This is a genomic window from Pectobacterium polaris, assembly GCF_002307355.1.
In the GTDB taxonomy this organism is placed as follows: Bacteria; Pseudomonadota; Gammaproteobacteria; order Enterobacterales; family Enterobacteriaceae; genus Pectobacterium; species Pectobacterium polare.
Genome location: NZ_CP017481.1, coordinates 1,156,261 through 1,176,817, shown reverse-complemented (window position 1 = coordinate 1,176,817; position 20,557 = coordinate 1,156,261). Strand labels below are relative to the sequence as shown.

Annotated in this window: 21 protein-coding genes; 12 read left to right on the top strand and 9 right to left on the bottom strand. The window is 51.6% G+C overall.

Annotation, left to right across the window (positions count from 1 at the left end; translation table 11 throughout):
* The first annotated feature begins 299 nt into the window (after positions 1-299).
* From rpmH to BJJ97_RS05310, 6 genes are all read left to right on the top strand, one after another.
* On the top strand, positions 300-440 hold the full coding sequence (gene rpmH / locus BJJ97_RS05335) for a 50S ribosomal protein L34 (RefSeq protein ID WP_005976668.1): 141 nt from the start codon (positions 300-302) through the stop codon (positions 438-440).
* An 18-nt stretch (positions 441-458) separates the two neighbouring features.
* A complete protein-coding gene (gene rnpA / locus BJJ97_RS05330; protein WP_010281235.1) occupies positions 459-818 on the top strand; it encodes a ribonuclease P protein component in 360 nt (119 codons plus the stop codon).
* Positions 782-1,039 (top strand): membrane protein insertion efficiency factor YidD, encoded by a 258-nt coding sequence (gene yidD, locus BJJ97_RS05325; RefSeq protein WP_010281237.1) that lies wholly within the window; start codon positions 782-784, stop codon positions 1,037-1,039. The genes rnpA and yidD overlap by 37 nt, the downstream gene beginning before the upstream one ends.
* Positions 1,040-1,041: 2 nt before the next feature.
* Complete coding sequence (yidC, locus tag BJJ97_RS05320; protein ID WP_039485128.1) at positions 1,042-2,676, top strand: membrane protein insertase YidC; 1,635 nt, start codon at positions 1,042-1,044, stop codon at positions 2,674-2,676.
* Positions 2,677-2,805: 129 nt separating this feature from the next.
* Positions 2,806-4,170, top strand: coding sequence for a tRNA uridine-5-carboxymethylaminomethyl(34) synthesis GTPase MnmE (mnmE, locus tag BJJ97_RS05315; protein ID WP_095993292.1), 1,365 nt, complete (start codon positions 2,806-2,808; stop codon positions 4,168-4,170).
* A gap of 635 nt (positions 4,171-4,805) precedes the next feature.
* On the top strand, positions 4,806-6,017 hold the full coding sequence (locus tag BJJ97_RS05310) for an acyltransferase family protein (RefSeq protein WP_095993291.1): 1,212 nt from the start codon (positions 4,806-4,808) through the stop codon (positions 6,015-6,017).
* 123 nt (positions 6,018-6,140) lie between these two features.
* On the opposite strand, the gene BJJ97_RS05305 is transcribed toward BJJ97_RS05310, so the two are convergent.
* Positions 6,141-6,992, bottom strand: coding sequence for an SDR family oxidoreductase (locus BJJ97_RS05305; RefSeq protein ID WP_095993290.1), 852 nt, complete (start codon positions 6,990-6,992; stop codon positions 6,141-6,143).
* A 156-nt stretch (positions 6,993-7,148) separates the two neighbouring features.
* Here BJJ97_RS05305 and BJJ97_RS05300 point away from each other — a divergent pair, with 156 nt between their 5' ends.
* Positions 7,149-7,544, top strand: a complete 396-nt coding sequence (locus tag BJJ97_RS05300) for a winged helix-turn-helix transcriptional regulator (protein ID WP_095993289.1) — start codon at positions 7,149-7,151, stop codon at positions 7,542-7,544.
* 49 nt (positions 7,545-7,593) lie between these two features.
* Here the strand turns inward: BJJ97_RS05300 and BJJ97_RS05295 are convergent, their stop codons facing one another.
* Positions 7,594-8,145 carry a TetR/AcrR family transcriptional regulator gene (locus BJJ97_RS05295; protein WP_039514237.1) on the bottom strand — a complete coding sequence of 184 codons (552 nt, stop codon included), beginning with the start codon at positions 8,143-8,145 and terminating at the stop codon, positions 7,594-7,596.
* Positions 8,146-8,248: 103 nt separating this feature from the next.
* Between BJJ97_RS05295 and BJJ97_RS05290 the strand changes: the two genes are divergently transcribed.
* Positions 8,249-9,751 carry an MFS transporter gene (locus BJJ97_RS05290; RefSeq protein ID WP_095993288.1) on the top strand — a complete coding sequence of 501 codons (1,503 nt, stop codon included), beginning with the start codon at positions 8,249-8,251 and terminating at the stop codon, positions 9,749-9,751.
* A gap of 122 nt (positions 9,752-9,873) precedes the next feature.
* Here BJJ97_RS05290 and BJJ97_RS05285 read toward each other — a convergent pair whose 3' ends face one another.
* The 3 genes from BJJ97_RS05285 to BJJ97_RS05275 are packed head-to-tail and all read right to left on the bottom strand — an operon-like array spanning position 9,874 to position 11,579.
* On the bottom strand, positions 9,874-10,533 hold the full coding sequence (locus BJJ97_RS05285; protein WP_039514235.1) for a DUF799 domain-containing protein: 660 nt from the start codon (positions 10,531-10,533) through the stop codon (positions 9,874-9,876).
* Positions 10,530-10,889 carry a DUF4810 domain-containing protein gene (locus tag BJJ97_RS05280; RefSeq protein WP_095701050.1) on the bottom strand — a complete coding sequence of 120 codons (360 nt, stop codon included), beginning with the start codon at positions 10,887-10,889 and terminating at the stop codon, positions 10,530-10,532. Before BJJ97_RS05280 ends, BJJ97_RS05285 begins: the two co-directional genes overlap by 4 nt.
* An 18-nt stretch (positions 10,890-10,907) precedes the next feature.
* Positions 10,908-11,579, bottom strand: a complete 672-nt coding sequence (locus tag BJJ97_RS05275) for a CsgG/HfaB family protein (protein ID WP_039488062.1) — start codon at positions 11,577-11,579, stop codon at positions 10,908-10,910.
* Positions 11,580-12,021: 442 nt separating this feature from the next.
* Between BJJ97_RS05275 and aegA the strand changes: the two genes are divergently transcribed.
* The 3 genes from aegA (at position 12,022) to BJJ97_RS05260 (ending at position 15,497) form a co-directional block, all read left to right on the top strand.
* A complete protein-coding gene (gene aegA, locus BJJ97_RS05270) occupies positions 12,022-14,046 on the top strand; it encodes a formate-dependent uric acid utilization protein AegA (RefSeq protein ID WP_095993287.1) in 2,025 nt (674 codons plus the stop codon).
* Positions 14,043-14,564: a 4Fe-4S dicluster domain-containing protein gene (locus BJJ97_RS05265; RefSeq protein ID WP_095993286.1), complete on the top strand. Its 522-nt coding sequence runs from the start codon at positions 14,043-14,045 to the stop codon at positions 14,562-14,564. The genes aegA and BJJ97_RS05265 overlap by 4 nt, the downstream gene beginning before the upstream one ends.
* A gap of 189 nt (positions 14,565-14,753) precedes the next feature.
* On the top strand, positions 14,754-15,497 hold the full coding sequence (locus BJJ97_RS05260) for a 4'-phosphopantetheinyl transferase family protein (protein ID WP_095701054.1): 744 nt from the start codon (positions 14,754-14,756) through the stop codon (positions 15,495-15,497).
* Between the two features lie 54 nt (positions 15,498-15,551).
* Here BJJ97_RS05260 and BJJ97_RS05255 read toward each other — a convergent pair whose 3' ends face one another.
* Complete coding sequence (locus tag BJJ97_RS05255; RefSeq protein WP_039487851.1) at positions 15,552-16,889, bottom strand: NCS2 family permease; 1,338 nt, start codon at positions 16,887-16,889, stop codon at positions 15,552-15,554.
* 381 nt (positions 16,890-17,270) lie between these two features.
* Between BJJ97_RS05255 and yieH the strand changes: the two genes are divergently transcribed.
* Positions 17,271-17,939 carry a 6-phosphogluconate phosphatase gene (gene yieH, locus BJJ97_RS05245; protein WP_095993284.1) on the top strand — a complete coding sequence of 223 codons (669 nt, stop codon included), beginning with the start codon at positions 17,271-17,273 and terminating at the stop codon, positions 17,937-17,939.
* 223 nt (positions 17,940-18,162) lie between these two features.
* On the opposite strand, the gene BJJ97_RS05240 is transcribed toward yieH, so the two are convergent.
* The 3 genes from BJJ97_RS05240 to BJJ97_RS05230 form a co-directional block, all read right to left on the bottom strand.
* Entirely contained in the window at positions 18,163-18,849 is a 687-nt protein-coding gene (locus BJJ97_RS05240; RefSeq protein ID WP_095993283.1) for an amino acid ABC transporter permease, read from the bottom strand.
* Between the two features lies 1 nt (position 18,850).
* Positions 18,851-19,594: an amino acid ABC transporter permease gene (locus BJJ97_RS05235; RefSeq protein WP_095993282.1), complete on the bottom strand. Its 744-nt coding sequence runs from the start codon at positions 19,592-19,594 to the stop codon at positions 18,851-18,853.
* Positions 19,595-19,689: 95 nt separating this feature from the next.
* Positions 19,690-20,526: an ABC transporter substrate-binding protein gene (locus BJJ97_RS05230; protein ID WP_095993281.1), complete on the bottom strand. Its 837-nt coding sequence runs from the start codon at positions 20,524-20,526 to the stop codon at positions 19,690-19,692.
* Positions 20,527-20,557: the final 31 nt, after the last annotated feature.

The following is a 20,557-nucleotide window of genomic DNA, read 5'->3' as shown; positions in this document are numbered from 1 at the left end:
ATCTTGTGGGACAGATCGTTGGAGGATCCTTGCGCTTTGCAACAGAGTCCGTATAATTCCCTGCCCGCGCGTCTACGCCTTTTCTGTGCTCTGGCAGGCAGAAATTCCAAAAATAATCGGAATGGCTGGCGTGTTAAGTGTGATGTTAATTGACTCAGGACTGTACAATTATTACAATCCTGCCTCTTTCCGTTATATAGCTGTGATATGCGATTGAGGCGTCGGTCATTTTTTCACGCCGAACAGCCAAACGCGTTTACTGTGAAGTTATAATTTTCCAAGTTTAGGTAGAAATCGCCATGAAACGCACTTTCCAACCGTCCGTATTGAAGCGTAACCGTAGCCATGGTTTCCGTGCTCGTATGGCCACCAAAAATGGTCGTCAAGTTCTGGCCCGCCGTCGTGCGAAAGGCCGTACTCGTCTGTCTGTTTCTAAGTAATAAAAGCTAACCCACCGAGTGGTTAAGCTAGCATTTCCCAGGGAGTTACGTTTGTTAACTCCCAGTCATTTCACTTTCGTCTTCCAGCAACCACAACGGGCTGGCACGCCGCATATCACCATTCTCGGCCGCCTGAACTCGCTGGGGCATCCCCGCATCGGTCTTACCGTCGCCAAAAAGCATGTAAAACGTGCTCATGAACGCAATCGGATTAAACGCCTGACGCGCGAAAGCTTTCGCCTGCACCAACATTCATTGCCTTCAATGGATTTTGTCGTGCTCGTGAAAAAAGGGGTGTCTGAACTGGATAACCGTACCCTGACGGAAGCATTGGAAAAACTATGGCGTCGGCATTGTCGTTTGGCTCCCGACTCCTGATCGGGTTGATACGCGGTTATCAACTCGTTATCAGCCCGTTGCTCGGACCGCATTGTCGGTTCCGGCCAACGTGCTCGCAATACGGTATTGAAGCAATACGCAGGTTCGGCATGATAAAAGGCTGTTGGTTGACGCTTAAACGCGTATTAAAATGCCATCCTTTGAACCCTGGTGGTGATGATCCCGTACCGCCAAAAACCGACAATAACAGAGAACATTAACGATGGATTCGCAACGCAATCTTCTTCTCATCGCTCTGCTATTCGTAACCTTTATGCTTTGGCAGGCTTGGGAGACGGATAAAAATCCGCCAGCAACCACGCAGGCCATACAGCAGGCGACGAACGCAGTGACCGGTGATGCTACCAACCAGGGCGTACCAGCCAGCGGTCAAGGCAAACTGATCACAGTGAAAACCGATGTGCTGTCGCTGACAATCAACACGCGTGGCGGCGACATCGAGCAAGCGCATCTGCTGGCTTACCCGGACACATTGGGTTCAGATAAACCTTTCCATCTGCTGGAAACTACATCCGAGTTTGTCTATCAGGCTCAGAGCGGTTTGACTGGCAAAAACGGCCCGGACAACCCAGCTAACGGCCCGCGTCCGCTGTTTACCACCACGCAAGATAGCTTCGAGCTGGCGGATGGTCAGAGCGAACTGCGTATTCCGATGACATACACCGCAGCTGACGGCGTCACCTACACCAAAACGTTTGTTCTGAAACGTGGCGACTATGCGCTGAACGTTGACTATAGCGTCAACAACACCAGCGCTCAGCCTCTGGAACTCACGCTGTTTGGTCAGTTAAAGCAGTCTATGGAATTGCCTAAGCACCGCGATACCGGCAGCAGCAACTTTGCACTGCACACTTATCGTGGCGCGGCGTTCTCTTCCAGCGAAGACAAGTACAAAAAGTACAGCTTCAGCGACATGGACGAAAACCTGAACATCACCACCAACGGTGGCTGGGTAGCGATGCTGCAACAGTACTTCGCAACCGCGTGGATCCCAACTACGGCAGGCGCTAACACCTTCTATACCAGCAAGCTGGGTAACGGTCAGGCCGCTATTGGCTTCAAATCCGCTCCGGTTGTGGTTGCCGCAGGTAGCCAGCAGGATCTGAAGACCACCCTGTGGGTTGGCCCAGAAATTCAGGACAAGATGGCTGCAGTCGCACCTCATCTGGATCTGACTGTAGATTACGGCTGGCTGTGGTTTATTTCTCAGCCGCTGTTTAAGCTGCTGAAATTCCTGCATAGCTTTATCGGCAACTGGGGCTTCTCCATCATTGCCATTACCTTTATCGTGCGCGGTATCATGTATCCGCTGACGAAAGCGCAATACACCTCTATGGCGAAAATGCGTTTGCTGCAGCCTAAGCTGCAAGCGATGCGTGAACGTATTGGTGATGACAAACAGCGCATGAGTCAGGAAATGATGGCGCTGTACAAGTCAGAGAAAGTAAACCCGCTGGGCGGCTGCTTCCCACTGCTGATTCAGATGCCGATCTTCCTGGCACTGTATTACATGCTGATGGGCTCCGTTGAACTGCGTCACGCGCCGTTTGCTCTGTGGATTCATGACCTGTCCGCACAAGACCCGTACTACATTCTGCCGATCCTGATGGGCGTGACGATGTTCTTCATTCAGAAGATGTCACCAACCACCGTGACCGACCCAATGCAGCAGAAGATCATGACCTACATGCCGGTCATCTTTACCGTCTTCTTCCTGTGGTTCCCGTCAGGTCTGGTTATGTACTACATCGTCAGCAACCTGGTTACCATTCTCCAGCAGCAGTTGATCTACCGCGGTCTGGAAAAACGTGGCTTGCATAGCCGCGAGAAAAAATAATCCGGTTGATGGCTAACCGATAGAAAGCGTAAGGCGGTCATTGACCGCCTTATTTTTTTAATGGCTGTTTTATCAGCCAACGATACGTAAAATAGCCTGCCAGACAGGCATCAATGCAGAGAGAACATCATGAGTAATACCGACACCATCGTCGCCCAAGCCACGCCACCGGGACGCGGAGGCGTGGGTATTTTACGCATTTCAGGACAGGCGGCCGCAGACGTGGCGCATGCCGTTCTGGGTAAGCTCCCCAAGCCGCGCCACGCCGATTACCTGCCGTTCCGTGATGCCAACGGCACCACGCTCGATCAAGGTATCGCCCTCTGGTTTCCTGGCCCGAACTCCTTTACCGGTGAAGACGTATTGGAGCTTCAAGGTCACGGCGGTCCGGTTATTCTTGATTTGCTCCTGCAACGTATTCTGACGCTATCTACCGTGCGGATTGCGCGTCCTGGCGAATTCTCTGAACGTGCCTTCCTGAACGACAAACTCGACCTCGCGCAGGCGGAAGCCATCGCCGACCTGATTGATGCCAGCTCGGAACAGGCTGCCCGCTCAGCGCTAAACTCTCTGCAAGGCGTATTTTCGACCCGTATAAATCAGTTAGTGGAAGCACTCACTCACCTGCGAATCTACGTCGAGGCTGCTATCGACTTCCCAGATGAAGAGATCGACTTTCTCTCCGATGGCAAAATTGAAGCACAGCTCAATGGCGTGATGGCCGATCTGGATGCCGTCAGAGCTGAAGCGCATCAGGGGAGCCTGCTGCGGGAAGGGATGAAAGTGGTGATTGCGGGTCGTCCTAATGCCGGTAAATCCAGCTTACTCAATGCGTTAGCCGGTCGTGAAGCCGCCATTGTGACGGATATCGCGGGAACAACACGCGACGTACTACGCGAGCACATCCATATAGATGGCATGCCGCTGCATATCATCGACACCGCCGGGCTGCGCGATGCCAGCGACGAAGTAGAACGCATTGGTATTGAGCGAGCCTGGCAGGAAATCGAACAGGCCGATCGCGTGTTGTTCATGGTAGACGGCACCACCACGCAGGCGACTGAGCCTGAGCAAATCTGGCCAGAATTTATGGCACGCCTGCCAAAAGCGCTGCCGATTACCGTGGTACGCAACAAAGCTGACGTGACTGGCGAAACGCTTGGCATCGAAGAGGTGAATACTCACTCACTTATCCGACTGTCCGCCCGTACGGGTGAAGGCATCGATACGCTACGCGACCACCTCAAGCAAAGCATGGGATTCACCAGCAATACAGAAGGCGGTTTCCTGGCTCGACGTCGCCACCTGCAAGCACTGGAGCTAGCAGCACAGCATCTGATTCAGGGGAAAGAACAGCTGGTAAGCGCCTACGCAGGCGAACTGCTGGCAGAAGAACTGCGGCTAGCGCAGCAGTCCCTGAGTGAAATTACCGGCGAGTTCACCTCTGACGACCTGCTAGGCCGTATTTTCTCGAGTTTTTGTATTGGGAAGTAACGATTAATTTATTCTAATCGCTCCATGCTAAGCCACTGACTGCTACGCTACGCAGTCAGTGGCTCTTTACACCACTAACCGTCGATATCAATTCACTGAGCAACAGCCCGAAAATCTGCTCACCTTATCGCCCAGGGTCCGACGTCATTAAATAAATTATCATTTTTTTAACAAAAGATTTGATAAAAAATAAAATGTGTTGTATTAATCAATAATAAAAAAAGAATTAGTCATAATAAGAATATCCTCTGTCTCCCTGCCGTTTCCGATGATTGAATTGGCTATCAACAGCCTGGTGGCATTGATGAGGCCATCTGTCATCAACATAATGATTAATATAAAACACGCTAGAATAACCGAAAGACACAGTAATCATTAACTGGCTATCCTTTTATATTGGATGATTAGCCTGATTCTCACGATCACATGATTTATTTTAAATAAAATTAAAATAGAGCGAGTTACCCCCCCAGTGAAATATTCCTTTTAACTGGCATGGTTTTACATTGAAATTTAATAACAACATTATCATTAGCTAAATTTCATTTTCATTACAACACCTGGTACTTAGACGTTATCTATAGCCGTAGCATTTTATTTTTTGTTGATGTTATATTTTAACTATGAGGTGGAGAATGAATAGTAACACGACCAATAACGCTGGGGGACTATCTTCTCACAGCGCAACGCAAGATGTCCCGATAGTAGCAAAAACCGTTTCCCCCAATCTGCCATCACTGAACGGGATACGCATGATTCTGGCTCTTTTCGTCTATCTTTTTCATACGTCGTTAGACAACATGCTCAGCCCATTTTCTGATCCAGAAATCAATACTGCCTATGCATTCTTACTTAGCAAATCAGGCTGGGTAAGCGTTTCTTTCTTTTTTATATTAAGCGGATTTGTCATGAATTGGTCATCAAAACCAGTTGGCAACACGCTTACTTTCTATAAGAAGAAATTTGCCAGAATATACCCGGTTAATATTATCGTCATGTTACTGCTTGTTGCGACAGGATTGATTAATATCAGCAGGGTTGATATTTGGTTACCTAATACCTTGCTGATACAAACCTGGCTGCCTGATGGGGAAAATTACGTCGGGGGAAATACACCCAGTTGGTTCCTCTGCACGATAGTTTTATTCTATCTATTATTTCCTTTTTTACAGAGGGTGATCAGATCAATCCCGACTGCTAATTTATGGAAATCCATCGGTTTTTTATACCTCATCATGATTGCCACACAAATCATCATCGCCTTATATACACCCGCAACACCCTATATTGAAGGGTGGCCCTTATTGATTAGTGAATCCCGATGGTGGCTTTCTTATACCTTCCCCCTCACTCGCCTGCCCGAACTGATTATTGGCATGTTACTATCACGAATTATTCTGGAGGGTAAATGGATCCCCGTATCAATCACAACCAGCCTAATATTAACCGCTGTAACATATTTTATTGATCTCTTTATACCGCTTCAATTCAGTTTCAATCTGATTACGCTCATCCCTTTACTACTCGTAATTGGTTCACTGACCGTTAGTGATATCAATCAACGCCGCTCTTTTTTACACGCCAGACCCATGCAATGGCTAGGGAATCTCTCTTTCGGGTTCTATATGATTCACTTCTTAGTGCTAAACCTCATTATGTTATGGGCTGACGGCTCTAAATATGATGTCCCAGAAGCGATTTTAGTGATTGTTGCCGGAATGGTGCTGAGCCTTTTTGGTGCCTGGCTGTTGTATAAATTCGTTGAGCTACCAGCCAGCAAATGGATTACCTCAAAAACATGGCTCAACTTTCGTCGTAGCCAACAAAAAACGGGCGCGACATCCTGATAAACAACGAGGCATCGCCGCTTAAGCGGCGATGCCTCAGTAAAGAGGGAACATTACTTAACGTGAGCACTCACTTACATTACGTTCACATTCAAGTGCCTTTTCCCTCCGTGCTTTACTCTATTACTTCAGCGTCGCTTTCACGACGGCTGACAGCGGCGTCGTTGGGCGACCGATCAGACGGCTCAGTTGCTTACCGTCATCAAACAGACCGCCTTTGGATGCACCGGTGTCTGAATCGGCAATGATCTGCGCGAAACCCTCAGGTAGCCCGGCTGAAACCAGCACGCCAGCAAACTCTGCTTCGGACAGATTTTGATAACCGATATTTTTGCCAGACTGCTTGCCGATCTCTGCTGCCAGCTCTGCCAGCGTGTAAGGCTCATCACCAGCCAGTTCGTAAACCTTGCCAGCCTGCCCGTCCTGCGTCAGCACCGCGACCGCAGCAGCAGCGAAATCTTCGCGCGTTGCTGAGGCAATTTTCCCCTCACCTGCGCTACCGATAAACACACCGTGTTCCAGCGCAGTAGGGATGCTGGCCGCGTAGTTTTCGGTATACCAGCCGTTGCGCAGCAGGACATGCGGTAAGCCAGACGCTTTCAGAAGCGCTTCGGTCTGCTGATGTTCTGCCGCCAGCGCCAGAGGCGATTTATCCGCGTGCAGCAGGCTAGTATAAGCCACCAGTTTCACACCGGCTTTCACCGCCGCATCGATGACATTGCGGTGTTGTACCGCACGCTGACCCACTTCGCTCGAAGAGATCAGCAGCACCTTATCCACACCTTGCAGCGCGGAAGCCAGCGCTTCTGGTTGATTATAATCCGCTGCTTTCACCTGCACGCCTTTTGCAGACAGATCGGCCACTTTATTGACATCACGCACCAGCGCCACGATGTCGCTCGCCGGAACCTTCTCTAACAGTTGTGCGATAACCAAACGGCCCAGTTGGCCGGATGCACCAGTAATAGCAATCATCTCGAGCTCCTTTTGTTGACTGTCTTTTATTAACCGTCTTTTGTTAACTGTCTTTTGTTAACTGTCTTTTGTTAACCGTCTTTTATTAACAGATACTGGCTGGCATAATATCGTCAAAACTAACTTTAAGTAAGTACATACATAAAGGTAAGTATAGTGAGTCAACCCAAAACACCCATCGATTTATTGCCACCCATTCTGCCAACCGGCAATGTCTTCGCTGAGAAATGTCCATCTCGCCAGATACTTAACCACGTCACCAGCCGCTGGGGCGTACTGATTCTGATCGCATTACTTGATGATACGCATCGCTTCAGTCAACTGCGTCGACGGATTGGCGGCGTGAGCGAGCGCATGCTGGCGCAGACCCTGCAATGGTTGGAAAGTGATGGTTTTGTCCTGCGAACGGCCTATCCGGTTGTCCCGCCACATGTTGAGTATAGCCTCACCCCACTAGGCAAAGAGGTGGGTGTGCGGGTAAAAGAGCTGGCGATATGGGTCGAAGGGAATCTGGACGACATTATGGCGGCACAGCAGTCAGGCGAACAATAATCCACCAAACCATAATCAATTAATATGCCTCATGGGCAGAGGTGCTTACTCAGGAAGCAGTGCGCTCGGGTAGCAGGCGGGAAATATCAGAGAAAATGGCTTTCCAGGTCTCATCATCGACCGTCATAAAGCCAAAATAGCGCAGCAGGAATGCCCCTTCGGAGGCCAGAAACGCCAGTCGAGCATCTCGCCCTTCCTGCGAATTCAGATCAAGCCCAGCCAACTGGCTGTCATACCACGCCTGCGATCTAGCAAGGTGCTCAGGCGTATTCAACAACGAAGCCATCATGCCCGCCGCCCGATCGCCTTCTGCGGCATCCGTCCGATAAGTGATGTCAACGTGCGCACGTACTCTGGCTTCCCGACTATCATCCGTACCGATGCACACGGCAGCCATCTCATCAAACTCATCTTCCCAGCGCTGATACATCGCGTGAATCAGTTCATCTTTCGTCCCGAAGCACGACTGAATACCGCCTTTTGTCACGCCCGCCGCTTTAGCGACCGCATCGATCGTCAGCGCAGCCGTTCCCTGCGTACGGACAATCTGCTCCGCCGCATCCAACACGCACGCACGATTAATGCTCTTATGACGCCCCATATCTTCACCAATTTAAAATACGTTTGTATTTAAAAGGCAATTCTATATCATCAGAACGCTATCCAACAGATGAAAAATAGAAGTTCAAGGTAGAGATCCTGCTATGCAATCACCAAAAAAGTGGCTGATCCTGGCCATTGTTTCCAGCGCACTGTTCCTGATTGTTATCGACATGACGGTGCTGTACACCGCACTCCCCACACTGACTCACGACCTGCACGCCTCTGCATCGGAAAAACTGTGGATCGTTAATATCTATGCGCTGGTTGCCTCCGGTTTACTGCTGGGGATGGGGACGTTGGGCGATAAGTTGGGCCATAAACCTCTATTTATTTCCGGACTGGTGGTCTTTGGTGCAGCGTCACTGTTTGCCGCTTATTCGCCTACACCCAGTATGCTTATCGCTGCCCGCGCGCTGCTCGCGGTCGGTGCCGCAATGATGATGCCCGCCACACTGTCGATTATTCGTCTGACCTTTACTGATGAACGGGAACGCGCATTGGCGATCGGTATCTGGGCTGCGGTGGCCTCCGGCGGCGCGGCGTTTGGCCCCGTGATGGGCGGGATACTGCTTGAGTACTTCTGGTGGGGATCGGTTTTCCTCATTAACGTACCAGTCGTTTTACTTGCACTCATCATGGGAATTACCGTGATTCCACACCGGCCGGGCAACGCTTCCCACCGCTGGGATTTCATCGGCTCTCTATTGATTATGGTGGGTTTGATTGGTATCACCTATGCCATAAAAGAGCTGGGCAAGCGGATTCCGTCTTATGAAGATGCGCTAATCGCTCTGCTTATCGGCGTGGCTTTTATTACCCTGTTCGTTCGGCGTCAGCGTAACAGCAAGCATCCTCTGGTCGATTTCTCTCTCTTCCGCCTGCGGCCTTTCAGCGCGGCTGTGGCCGCAGCTATCGTGGCCGCTGCCGCCTTGATCGGAATGGAGCTGGCTTTCACCCAGCGATTGCAGCTAGTCGTCGGGCTGTCTCCGCTAGAAGCGGGGCTGTTCATTTTACCGCTATCGCTGGCGTCCTTTATCTCTGGCCCGTTAACCGGAAAGATACTGCCGCGCGTGAATAGCGGGACAATGCTAGCCGCTGGCCTGTTGATTTCGGGACTCGGAATGGGAAGCTATCTGCTGCTGCACAATGCACCCACCATTATACAAATCATCAGCCTGACCGTTATTGGCGCAGGCGTGGGCTCCACCATGACGGCGGCATCGAGCACGATTATGCAGGTTGCGCCAGCGTCAAAAGCGGGTATGGCAGCGTCAATCGAAGAAGTGTCGTATGAATTAGGGGGCGCAACGGGCGTGACGCTGATGGGCAGTTTGCTGTCTTTCGCTTATTCCGCAACGTTTATGCTGCCCGCTGGGTTTGCCGCACCGGACACCGCCTATGACAGTCTGGACGAGGCGTTAATTTTTGCCGAATCCTTACCGGAAAATATGCGGCAGATACTCACCACACAGGCCCATTCCGCCTTTGATTCCGGGTTTTCCATTGTGCTGGCCGCGGCCACGCTGATCCTGCTGCTGACCGCTGCCTTCGTCTGGACAACCCGCCATAATAAACCGCATCGTCATCAAGCCGCTGATGTATAGCACAACTGACTCATCGGTTAAGACAATAAAAAACGCCGTTCAATTACGAACAGCGTTGATGATTTAGCGACGTATTACACTATAACGACGTACTGCAAGGTAACGATGTACTACCTGGAAACTTAGTAGGTTTCTTTACCGTATTGCAGTGAACGAGGTCCATACAGCATACCGCGTGAATTTCCCGCGGCCAGCAGGCGCGCGCTGGTCACGCCAGCAATATCGTGGCCTTTGTCAGAGATCGTGTGCGCAATCTGGTTTACTGCAGCCTGCACCAGAATACCGATGATGCCGCCGTTAGCGTTTGATTGTTGCTCGTTGCTAGAAGCCGTTGCGCTCCCACTCCACAGCAGTTTTCCGGTACGCAGATCAACCAGGCGAGCATCCGCAGAAACGCGGGTTTCGCTATTAATCACGATGTATGACGTGCCGTACTCTTTTACGTCCAAATACAGCGCAGCATCAGCACCAAAGATTTGTTGCAGCTTCGCGGTACTCAGCGCATGAATATCCGACGCCGTCACCAGACCATTCTGTTTGAATGTCTCTTCTACAACCGCGACAGGGAATACGTAGTATCCCGACTCCGCCAGCGGATACGTGACCTGAGAAAGCAGGCTATAGCTCGCTTTCACATCTGGGGAATGGTTAACCGGCGGCAATACCAGAATGGACTTAGGCTTGCTCTGCTTAAATGCCGTGTAGTCATAAGGCACGGGTTTAGCACAGCCGGTCAGCACCAGCGCAAAAACCAGACCACATAATCCTAAGAAACGATTCATTTAATGCTCCCTTTATTTTTACTCAACAGGAAGTCCATAAAAGGTGCTGATTCAGGGAATTTCGCTTTTTCAGTTTCAAACTGTTGGCGAGCTTCGCTATCACGGCCAGTATTGGCGTACAGCAACCCAAGTTGAGCATAGAGTCCCGGCGGGACAGGTTTGTTTGCGGCTTTCGCTTTTTCGATCGATTCATTCAAAGCAAGAATCTGCTGATCGGGGCCGACTTTATCCTGTTGATAATAATCATAAAGTGCAGGCTGGTATTTATCCCAGCTGTAAATCGTTTTTGGCGCGGATGCACAGCCTGCTAATACTGTCGCTGCCAGTAGCAGGACAATTTTCTTATGAGATAACATTGTTATATTCCTATTCCATTAGTTCGCTGGGCGCCAGGCACCGCTTTCAATTCCCGTAACCAAATTATTAACAGCCTCACGAATCGCCAAATCCAGCACTTTGCCGTTCAGCGTCGAGTCATAGCTGGCCGTACCGCCAAAACCGATAATTTCACGGTTGGACAAGGTGTACTCGCCCGCACCCTGTACGGAATACACCACTTCAGAGGTTTGTACGTTTACCACGTTCAGCGTGGTTTTTGCGTAAGCAACCTGTGTTTTACCGCGACCCAGGATGCCCCACAGCTGATGATCACCCACCTCTTTGCGGCCAAACTCGGTCACATCGCCAGTAATCACATAGCTAGCGCCTTTCAGCGTCTGCGTTTGTCCTTTAATACCCGCTTCCGCTTTCAGCTCTTCCATGTTGGTACGATCCAACACATTAAAGCGGCCGCTCTGCTGGAGATGGCTAACAAGAATGGTTTTAGATTGATTACCTAAACGGTCAACGCCATCAGAAAAAATACCGTTCATATAGTTAGAGCGGTTTTCAAATTTTCCGATGGAAATCGGGCTGCGAACACCCTGATAAGGCGTACTGTAAGAAGTGACTTTCTGTGCTTCTACGGTACGGGAAGACTCTGTGGCACATCCGCTCAATAACGCAGCTGACATGAATACAGAACAAAGAACGACTTTTTTATTCATAACACTATCCCTTAGTGACAATCCATTAACCTGAGCAACGCCCTGTTATTGATTCATAATGAAAATGCCGTAAACACACTATTTAGCTGCAACATTGTTTTGATGCAACAATGTTTTGCTGCATGTAAATAGCGCCCAACATTATGAGGGGAGTAAGTAAAAGTAACGAGTTATTTCATGGGGAAATTAACAAGAATAATGAAAACCAGAATGTTTACCCGAGATAAACCACTGTAAACCAGACAAAAAACAAGGTTATATGCAACCAGACCATTACTTTCGCATAACATCACAACTTACTGAAACGATTCAATAATTTTATTAGCAACACGAGCGAGATTTAACATTAACCGACTTTTTACCTGCTCTATATCAAGGTCAGGGTGTTATCCAACTATTAGGATAAAGGCCACGATCGAGGGATCCAGAGTGGGAAAAGGTAATGAACCGATTTGTTATTGCCAGTACTCAAGACTGTATGGGGTGCCATGCATGCGAAATCGCCTGTGTCATTTCACACAATGACGAGCGCTATCCAGATAGCGCTGCGGTGTTTCAGCCCAGAATCAAGGCATTCAATACGCCAACGCTGCGGGCTGCTGTGACCTGCCGTCACTGTGAAGATGCCCCCTGCGCCAGCGTGTGCCCAACGCAGGCCTTGATCAGAAAAGACAATAGCATTCAGCTCGTTCAGGAAAAGTGCATCGGCTGCAAAAGCTGTGTACTGGCTTGCCCGTTCGGCGCAATGTCCATGGTGACAAGCCCTGTAGACAACAGCGCCATCGCCCACAAATGCGATCTCTGCGCCGATCGTCCAGAAGGGCAAGCGTGCGTAGAAGCCTGCCCGACTCAGGCCTTACAGCTCGTCAGCGAGCAAACGTTAGCGGCCCGCCGTCAGGAGAAACAGCAGGCGATGGCGCTGCGTTCCTCCGCTCACTGGCAGCGTGAAACGCCCGTGCTGAAAACGCTGACGACCCATCCGCTCAGCAAAAGAAAAAACTGGCCGCGCCGGGATGCCGAGAAAAAGCCGCTGACCCAGAGAACATCCACATTTGATGAAATCTATCATGGCTTCTCCATGCAGCAGACGGAAGATCAGGCCGATCGCTGCCTTTCTTGCGGCAAACGTGCAATCTGCGAGTGGACCTGCCCGCTGCATAACAATATTCCCGAACTGCTGAGTCTGGCAAAACAGGGGCGCATTCTTGAAGCCGTAGAACTGTCGCACCAAACCAGCAGCCTGCCGGAAATCTGTGGCCGAGTGTGCCCGCAGGATCGGTTATGTGAGGGAGCCTGTACGCTGGGCAAGGAGTACGGTGCGATTACCATCGGTAACGTTGAGCGTTACATTACCGATACTGCGATAAAAATGGGCTGGTCGCCCGATATGACGAATGTTGTTCCCAGTGGCAAACGCGCGGCGATCGTCGGTGCTGGCCCGGCAGGGCTAGCCTGTGCCGATGTGCTGGCCCGCAACGGTGTGCAGGCCGTGGTGTTCGATCGTCACCCGGAAATTGGTGGGCTGCTCACATTCGGGATTCCGTCGTTCAAGCTGGATAAAGACGTCCTGATTCATCGTCGTGAAGTGTTCAGCGCCATGGGAATCGAATTCCAGCTGAATACCGAAGTGGGGAAAGATATTTCTCTGGCTCAGTTGCTGGACGAGTATGACACCGTGTTCCTCGGCGTAGGCACCTACCGCTCCATGAAGGCCAACATTGATAATGAAGAAGCTCCCGGCGTCTTCGATGCGCTGCCGTTCCTGATCGCCAATACCAAACACGTCATGGGGCTACCTGAATTAGAGGATGAGCCTTATATCTCGATGGCGGGCAAACGCGTCGTGGTGCTCGGCGGTGGGGATACTGCGATGGACTGCCTGCGCACGTCCGTTCGGCAGGGCGCAGCATCCGTCACCTGCGCGTATCGTCGCGATGAAGCCAATATGCCTGGATCGAAAAAAGAGGTGAAAAACTCCCGCGAAGAAGGCGTGGAGTTCCTGTTTAACGTTCAGCCACAAAAAATCTGCCTCAATGAACAGGGCGAAGTATGCGGCATTAGTCTGGTTCGCACCGAACTGGGCGAGCCTGACGCCAGCGGCCGCCGTCGTCCGCGCCCTATTCCTGATTCAGAATTCGTGCAACCTGCGGAAGCCGTGATAACCGCATTTGGCTTTCAGTCACACAACATGCCGTGGCTGGAAGACGCCAACGTCGGTCTGGATAACTGGGGATACATCACCGCCCCGCTTGATAGCCAGATACCTTGCCAGACCAACCATCCGCGTATTTTTGCCGGTGGCGATGCCGTACGCGGTGCCGATCTGGTGGTGACCGCCATTGCCGACGGGCGCAAAGCCGCATTGGGAATGATTGCGACGATGGGGCTGACCGCTGTCACGGGAGCCATTCCCGCACACCCGCAGCGCCCCGAAATGAACGCAACCCGCGAGGAGCTTCGCTCATGAATCAATTTGTTATCGCCGAAGCAGAAAAATGTATCGGCTGCCGGACCTGTGAGATCGCCTGCGCGGTCGCCCATAGCGGTGGCCAAAGTGCACAGCTGCGGCCTTCTCACTTCTTTCCCCGCCTGAAGGTCGTTAAAAGCGCCAGCGTCAGCGTCCCCGTTCTTTGCCGCCAGTGTGAGAACGCGCCTTGTGCCAGCGTATGTCCGAATGACGCACTGGTGCGCGATCGGGATAGCATCCAGGTTATTCAGTCCCGCTGCATTGGCTGCAAAAGCTGCGTCGTTGCCTGTCCTTTCGGAGCCATCAATGTGGTGACAAAAGCGTCGAATGACGAGGGGGAAGCGCACCTCATGCAAAGCGAGGTTCACAAATGTGATTTATGCGTGGATGTTGCCCAGAGCCCTTCCTGCGTCAGCGTGTGTCCGACATCGGCGCTGCGATTAGTGACAGCGGATGAGTTGCGCAAACAGACGCTGGAAAAACAGCGGCGTTCCGCACTGGGGTGGCCGAGCCATTAAAACAGACTGGAATGTGGCGGACAGGGAAGGATCGCCACAAAACACACGATGCAGAAAATTCGGTGTGCCTAATTAATAATTATCGCCGATTTATCCATCGATTTTTCTTTAGATCACATATTAGTCTGATAATATGCATCGGTAATGCCTGATAGGTTCCCATCTTTTATCACGATCACGGAGTGAACAATGACCTGCCATTTTGTCAGGTGGACAAGCACGGAAGCGCTTCCTGACTTACAAAGACTGCCCGATAGGCTCATCTCATCAACACAAGGTTTTTCAGCCAAACGCCGCGAGCGTTATCTGAAGAGTCGAGTGCTGCTGGCTGAGATGATGTTCTATTTTTTCGGCTATCCGCTGTTGCCCACGCTACTCGTATCCCCTGAAGGACGCCCTTATTTTGCCGATCCCAATATGCCCAATTTCAGCATCGGCTATGCAGGCAATACTATCGCCATCCTCCTGAGCGAAGAAGGCAGCGTCGGTATGGATATCGAAATCGTTCATGTCAGGCCAACGAATCAGGTCGTCCCACAGATGCAGGCGCAGACACAGGCCGAACAGGCGTGGATCGACGCGCAGCGCGATCCGCTGGAAGCAGCAACGCAGCTATGCACCATCCGCCAGTCATTGATGAAGATCCCTGGCGTGAACAGCCACCCTCCCAATAACCTGAAACTCCACCCCGCCTCTGGCAGGCTACGTTCAACCTGCACCCCCGCCGTAGAAGTGATGAGCGATGTTGATGATTACCTTGCCTGGGCCTGCGCCCATATCCCCACACTTAACCGATTGATCATGTGGAAATACACGTCAGCAACGGGCATGAGAAAGTCGGGGGAAATACTACAGCAGCAGCGCCAGTCTTTACGCTATATGAAATTAACCAGCCATACGATAGAAAAAGCCACCTCTACCGCCTCACAGTAGCCAGCCGCCTTGTCGCAGGCTGAGGCTCCGGGAAAGCCCGGAGCCACGAACACATTAATGCCCGTCGATAAACACGATTTTCAGCAGGAACAGCAGCGCAACCACGACCACGCAAGGGCTGATTTCACGCCAGCGGCCCGTCGCCAGCTTCATCACACAGTAAGAAATGAAGCCCAGCGCGATCCCTTCAGTAATAGAGAAGCTGAACGGCATCATCACCGCGGTAATAAAGGCCGGAACGGCTTCCGTCAAGTCATCCCACTTCACGCGTGCCAGGCTGGACGTCATCAATACGCCCACGTAAATCAGTGCGCCAGCGGCCGCATAGGCAGGCACCATACCCGCTAACGGCGACAGGAAGATGACCAGCAGGAACAGCAGACCCACAACCACAGCCGTCAGGCCGGTACGTCCGCCCACGGACACGCCAGAGGAGCTTTCAATATACGCCGTAACGGATGACGTTCCGATAAACGAACCGGCTACAGAGCTGATGCTATCGACATACAGCGCCTGCTTCATGCGCGGGAACTTACCGCGAGCATCAACCAGACCGGCTTTATCCGTCACGCCAATCAGCGTACCGGAGGAGTCAAACAGGTTAACCAGCATGAAGGAGAAAATAATGCCGGACATCCCGAGGTTCAGCGCCCCAGCTAGATCAACCTGACCCACCACCGACATGACGCTCGGCGGCATAGAGAACACGCCAGAATACGTCACATCGCCCAGCAGCAGGCCAATTGAGGTGGTCACCACGATGGAGATCAGTACCGCGGCGTGAATATTACGTGAGGCCAGCGCCACAATAATGAAAAAGCCCAGCGCACCCAGCAGCACGCTGTGTGACGTCAGGTTACCAATCGTCACCAGTGTTTCAGGGTTAGGAACGATAATGCCGGCGTTTTTCAGGCCCATCATGGCAATGAACAACCCGATACCGCTGGCGATACCCAAACGCAGGCTAAGCGGGATATTGGCGATCATCCAATAGCGAATCTGGAAGATAGTCAGCAACAAGAAACCGATTGCGCCCCAGAAAATAGCACCCATCGCAACCTGCCATGGCAGACCCATCGCACCGACGACGACGAAAGCGAAAAACGCATTCAGGCCCATTGCAGGTGCCAGCGCCACAGGCAGGTTAGCCAGCAGCCCCATCAAAATGCTGCCGAATGCCGCAATCAGACAGGTGGTCACAAAGACCGCTTTGGTATCCATCCCCGCCACACCCAGAATCTGCGGGTTAACAAAAACGATGTAGACCATCGTCAAAAACGTCGTGAAACCGGCAATCGTTTCCGTACGTGCTGTCGTGCCGTGTTGTTTAAGTTTAAACACGCGCTCCAGCAGGCCTTGCTCGGTAGCAAGACCGGGTTGTGATTTATTCATTAGTAACAATCCAAAGAAGGGAATAACTGTCGTCGGGTATCCTATAACAAAACGCTGCGTTTTTACGTTGATCCCACGTTTTTTTTCATCGAATAAGAAGAACCTATTAACGTTATATCTATTGCGCCACCATCCCTCGGTTGAAACCCCTTAATTTTACGCAAGATCGCTCTGAAAATGGCTTTGTATTCTCTAAATAATTCGAGTTTCAGGCAGGCGGCAAGCGAGGGAGTCCCGATGAGCTTACTCAAGTAAGTGATTCGGGTGACTGAACGCAGCCAACGCACATGCAACTTGAAGTATGACGAGTATAGGTCGCAATATCGGGTCAATTGGTTAAAGTAGGAGCTTCATCTTTTATTTCATCGATAAGGATTGGTCATGCCCCGTATTGAATGCGTCTTCTTCGACTGTGATGGCACGCTGGTTGATAGCGAAGTGCTGTGTTGCCAGGCTTATGTGAATATTTTCATCCCGTATGGGGTGAACTTATCGCTGGAGGAGGTGATAAAAACCTACAAGGGCGTGAAGCTATACGAGATTATTGCCCGCATCAGCCAGCAGCATGGCTTAACCGTATCGGTAGACGATGCGGAGCGTCATTTCCGGCAAGAGGTAAAGCGTCTGTTCGATGAGTCCCTGCAACCTATCGAGGGTGCACGTGATCTAGTGCAGTCGATTACCGTCCCGATGGCCGTGGTGTCCAATGGTCCGGTCAGCAAGATGCAGCATTCGCTCGGCCTGACGCACATGCTCGATCTGTTTGGCGACCATCTCTACAGCGGCTACGATCTGAAAAAGTGGAAGCCCGACCCGGCGGTGTTGTATCACGCCGCCGAGCAGTTACAGCTTCCTATTGAGCACTGTATTCTGGTTGAAGATTCCGCCGCTGGCGTACAGGCTGGCATCGCTGCGGGCATTCCGGTGTTCTATTACTGCGCCGATCCCCACAACCAGCCGATCCATCACCCGCTGGTCACGATGTTCGATGATATGCGTGAACTGCCGCAAATCTGGCGCGAAAAAGGCTGGAATATCACTGCGCAGTAGCAGCCATTCAGACTTATGTCAGACCGTCGGAAAATCTATTTACGGAACGAAAACGGTGGTAATGGAATAGAAGAGTAAAGCGTTTGCGCCATGGATGGCGCAAACCGAGCGTACACGGACGTATTCACAGCGTCTTTACGATCTATCCATTACCACCGCACAACGCACGTGATCTTCATCCTCAGGCTGGCTTATTCCGCCACCACAGAATACGGCGTTTCGGCTACTTTTCCTGCTGGTTAAAGCGGGCATTAACCCCGTTCGCCAGCAGCTCCAGCGACAGACAAAACACAAAGTAGACCAGCGCGACAAACAGGAAAACCTCCATCGGGTAGACCATGCTGCGGTTATTAACCTGCGTAGCGAGAAACGTCAGCTCGCCGACGCCGACAATATAGGCCAGTGAAGTGTCTTTAATCAGGGAAATCCATTGGTTGATGAAGGAAGGCACCATCATCCGCAGCGCCTGCGGCAGGACAATCTGCCACAACACCTGCCAGCGGCTTAATCCCAGCGAGAGCCCAGCCTGCCACTGACCGCGCCCAATCGCAACAATGCCCGCCTTCACGCCATGCGCCAGATACGCCGAGGCGATCAACGCCAGCGCACACACCACGGTCGTGATTTCAGGGATATCGACACCAAAAACGATCGGCAGAAGGAAGTAGGTCCAGAAAATCAGCATGATGACGGGAATTGCACGGAAGAACCCCAGCACCATCGCCAACAGCGCACTCCACCATCCCCGGGACATCGCCAGCGCCACGCCCAAAATCGTACCCAAAACAGCAGAGGCTACGCCAGCCAGCAGGCTCATCACCAGCGTCAGCGCCGCGCCACCCAGCGGGCCATCCGGGAACGTGCCCCACATCAAATAGTCGATGTTATCGGTGATAACGGTAAAATCCATCTTAGTGTCTCTCCGCCAGACTACGCTGCTGACGCCACATGCCCCAGCCTTCCATCACCGCAATAATCACGATGTACAACACCGTCGCCACGCCAAACGCCTGAAACGTGCGCAAGGTTTCCGTCTCCACCTGACGTGACGCGTAGGACAATTCAGCAACGCCAATCGCCATCGTTAACGACGAATTCTTAACGATATTCATGTACTGCCCAAGCAGCGGCGGCAGGGCGATTTTTAGCGCCTGCGGCAATACCACATAGCGCATGGATTGCCAGCCGGTTAATCCCAGAGCATGCGCCGCGTACTTCTGCCCGCGCGCGACGCCACGGATACCGGAGCGGATTTCCTCCGCAATAAACGCGCTGGAATAGAGCGTCAGCCCGGCCAATCCCGCCAGAAACTCAAAAGAAGGCCACGCTAACGTCGTGCCCAACAGCGAAATAACATGCGGGGTGTTCAGCCATTGCATCATACCTGAGGGAAAAAGCTGCCCAGCCCCGAAATACCAGAAAAACAGCTGTACCAGCAGCGGTGTATTACGAAATAACGAGCTATACGCCACCACAATGCCGCGCAGAACACGAATCTGGCTGTCTCTGGCCGCCGCCAACAGAAAGCCCAACACGGTAGACAAAACGATCGTACTCAGGGAAATGCCCAGCGTGATCAGAAAACCGTGCCACAGCCAGATGAGGTATTGAGGAGCCAACAGCCACGATTCAAGCGATTGCAGCGCCGTATCCATGCGTTTTATCTCTCTTTGTCATTGCTACGAGATACAAATAGAAATGCCCCCTGCAATGCAGAGGGCTGGGATCATAATACTGAAGGTGTCAGCTATCAGGATTTAGGTTGTTGATCCAACGGGGCAAAGGTGAAATCGCCGCGCGGCTGGGATGACTTCGTGCTCGGCCCAAACCAGCGATCGTAAATCGTCTTCGCTTCACCCTGTTTTTCCAGATTAATCAGCGTGTCGTTAATTTTCGCCGTCAGACGCTCTTCGCCCTTCGGAATCCCGACGCCCTGATACTCTTTGGTAATGCTGAACGGAGAGATTTCAAACTCAGCCTTCTGTGCATCAGGCACGTTAGCCAGCAAGCCGACTAGTTTGGCATCATCCTGCGTGATGGCCTGAACGTTGCCGTTACGCAGCGCGGCGAAGGCCAGCGGCGTATCGTCGTAGGAAATCACTTTGGCGGTCGGGTAATGTTCACGCAGGGTAATTTCCTGCACAGTGCCTTTATCCGCGCCAATACGCAGCGTTTTGATGTCTTCCGGTGTTTTCAGTACGCCTTTACGGGCGATGAATTTTTGCCCGGTAGCAAAGTAAGGAATACTAAAGTTAACCTGCTTGGCACGCTCATCGGTGATAGTGAAGTTCGCGGCGATCAGATCGACTTTCTGCGAGCTTAATAGCGGGATACGGTTAGCCGGATTAGTTGCGCGCAGCTCAACCTTCACGCCCAGCGCCTTACCAATTGCCTCGGCGATGTCCACGTCATAACCCACCAGCTTTTTGCTCTGCGGATCGACATAGCCAAACGGCGGATTACTGTCGAAGACGGCAATTTTCACTACGCCCGCCTTCTGAATATCATCTAATTTATCTGCCTGTGCAGCACCAGAAACGGAAGCCAACCCGGCCAATAAAGTCACTGTCAAAATATGCTTTTTCATTCCCTGCCCCTTAATTATTGCTGTATTAACC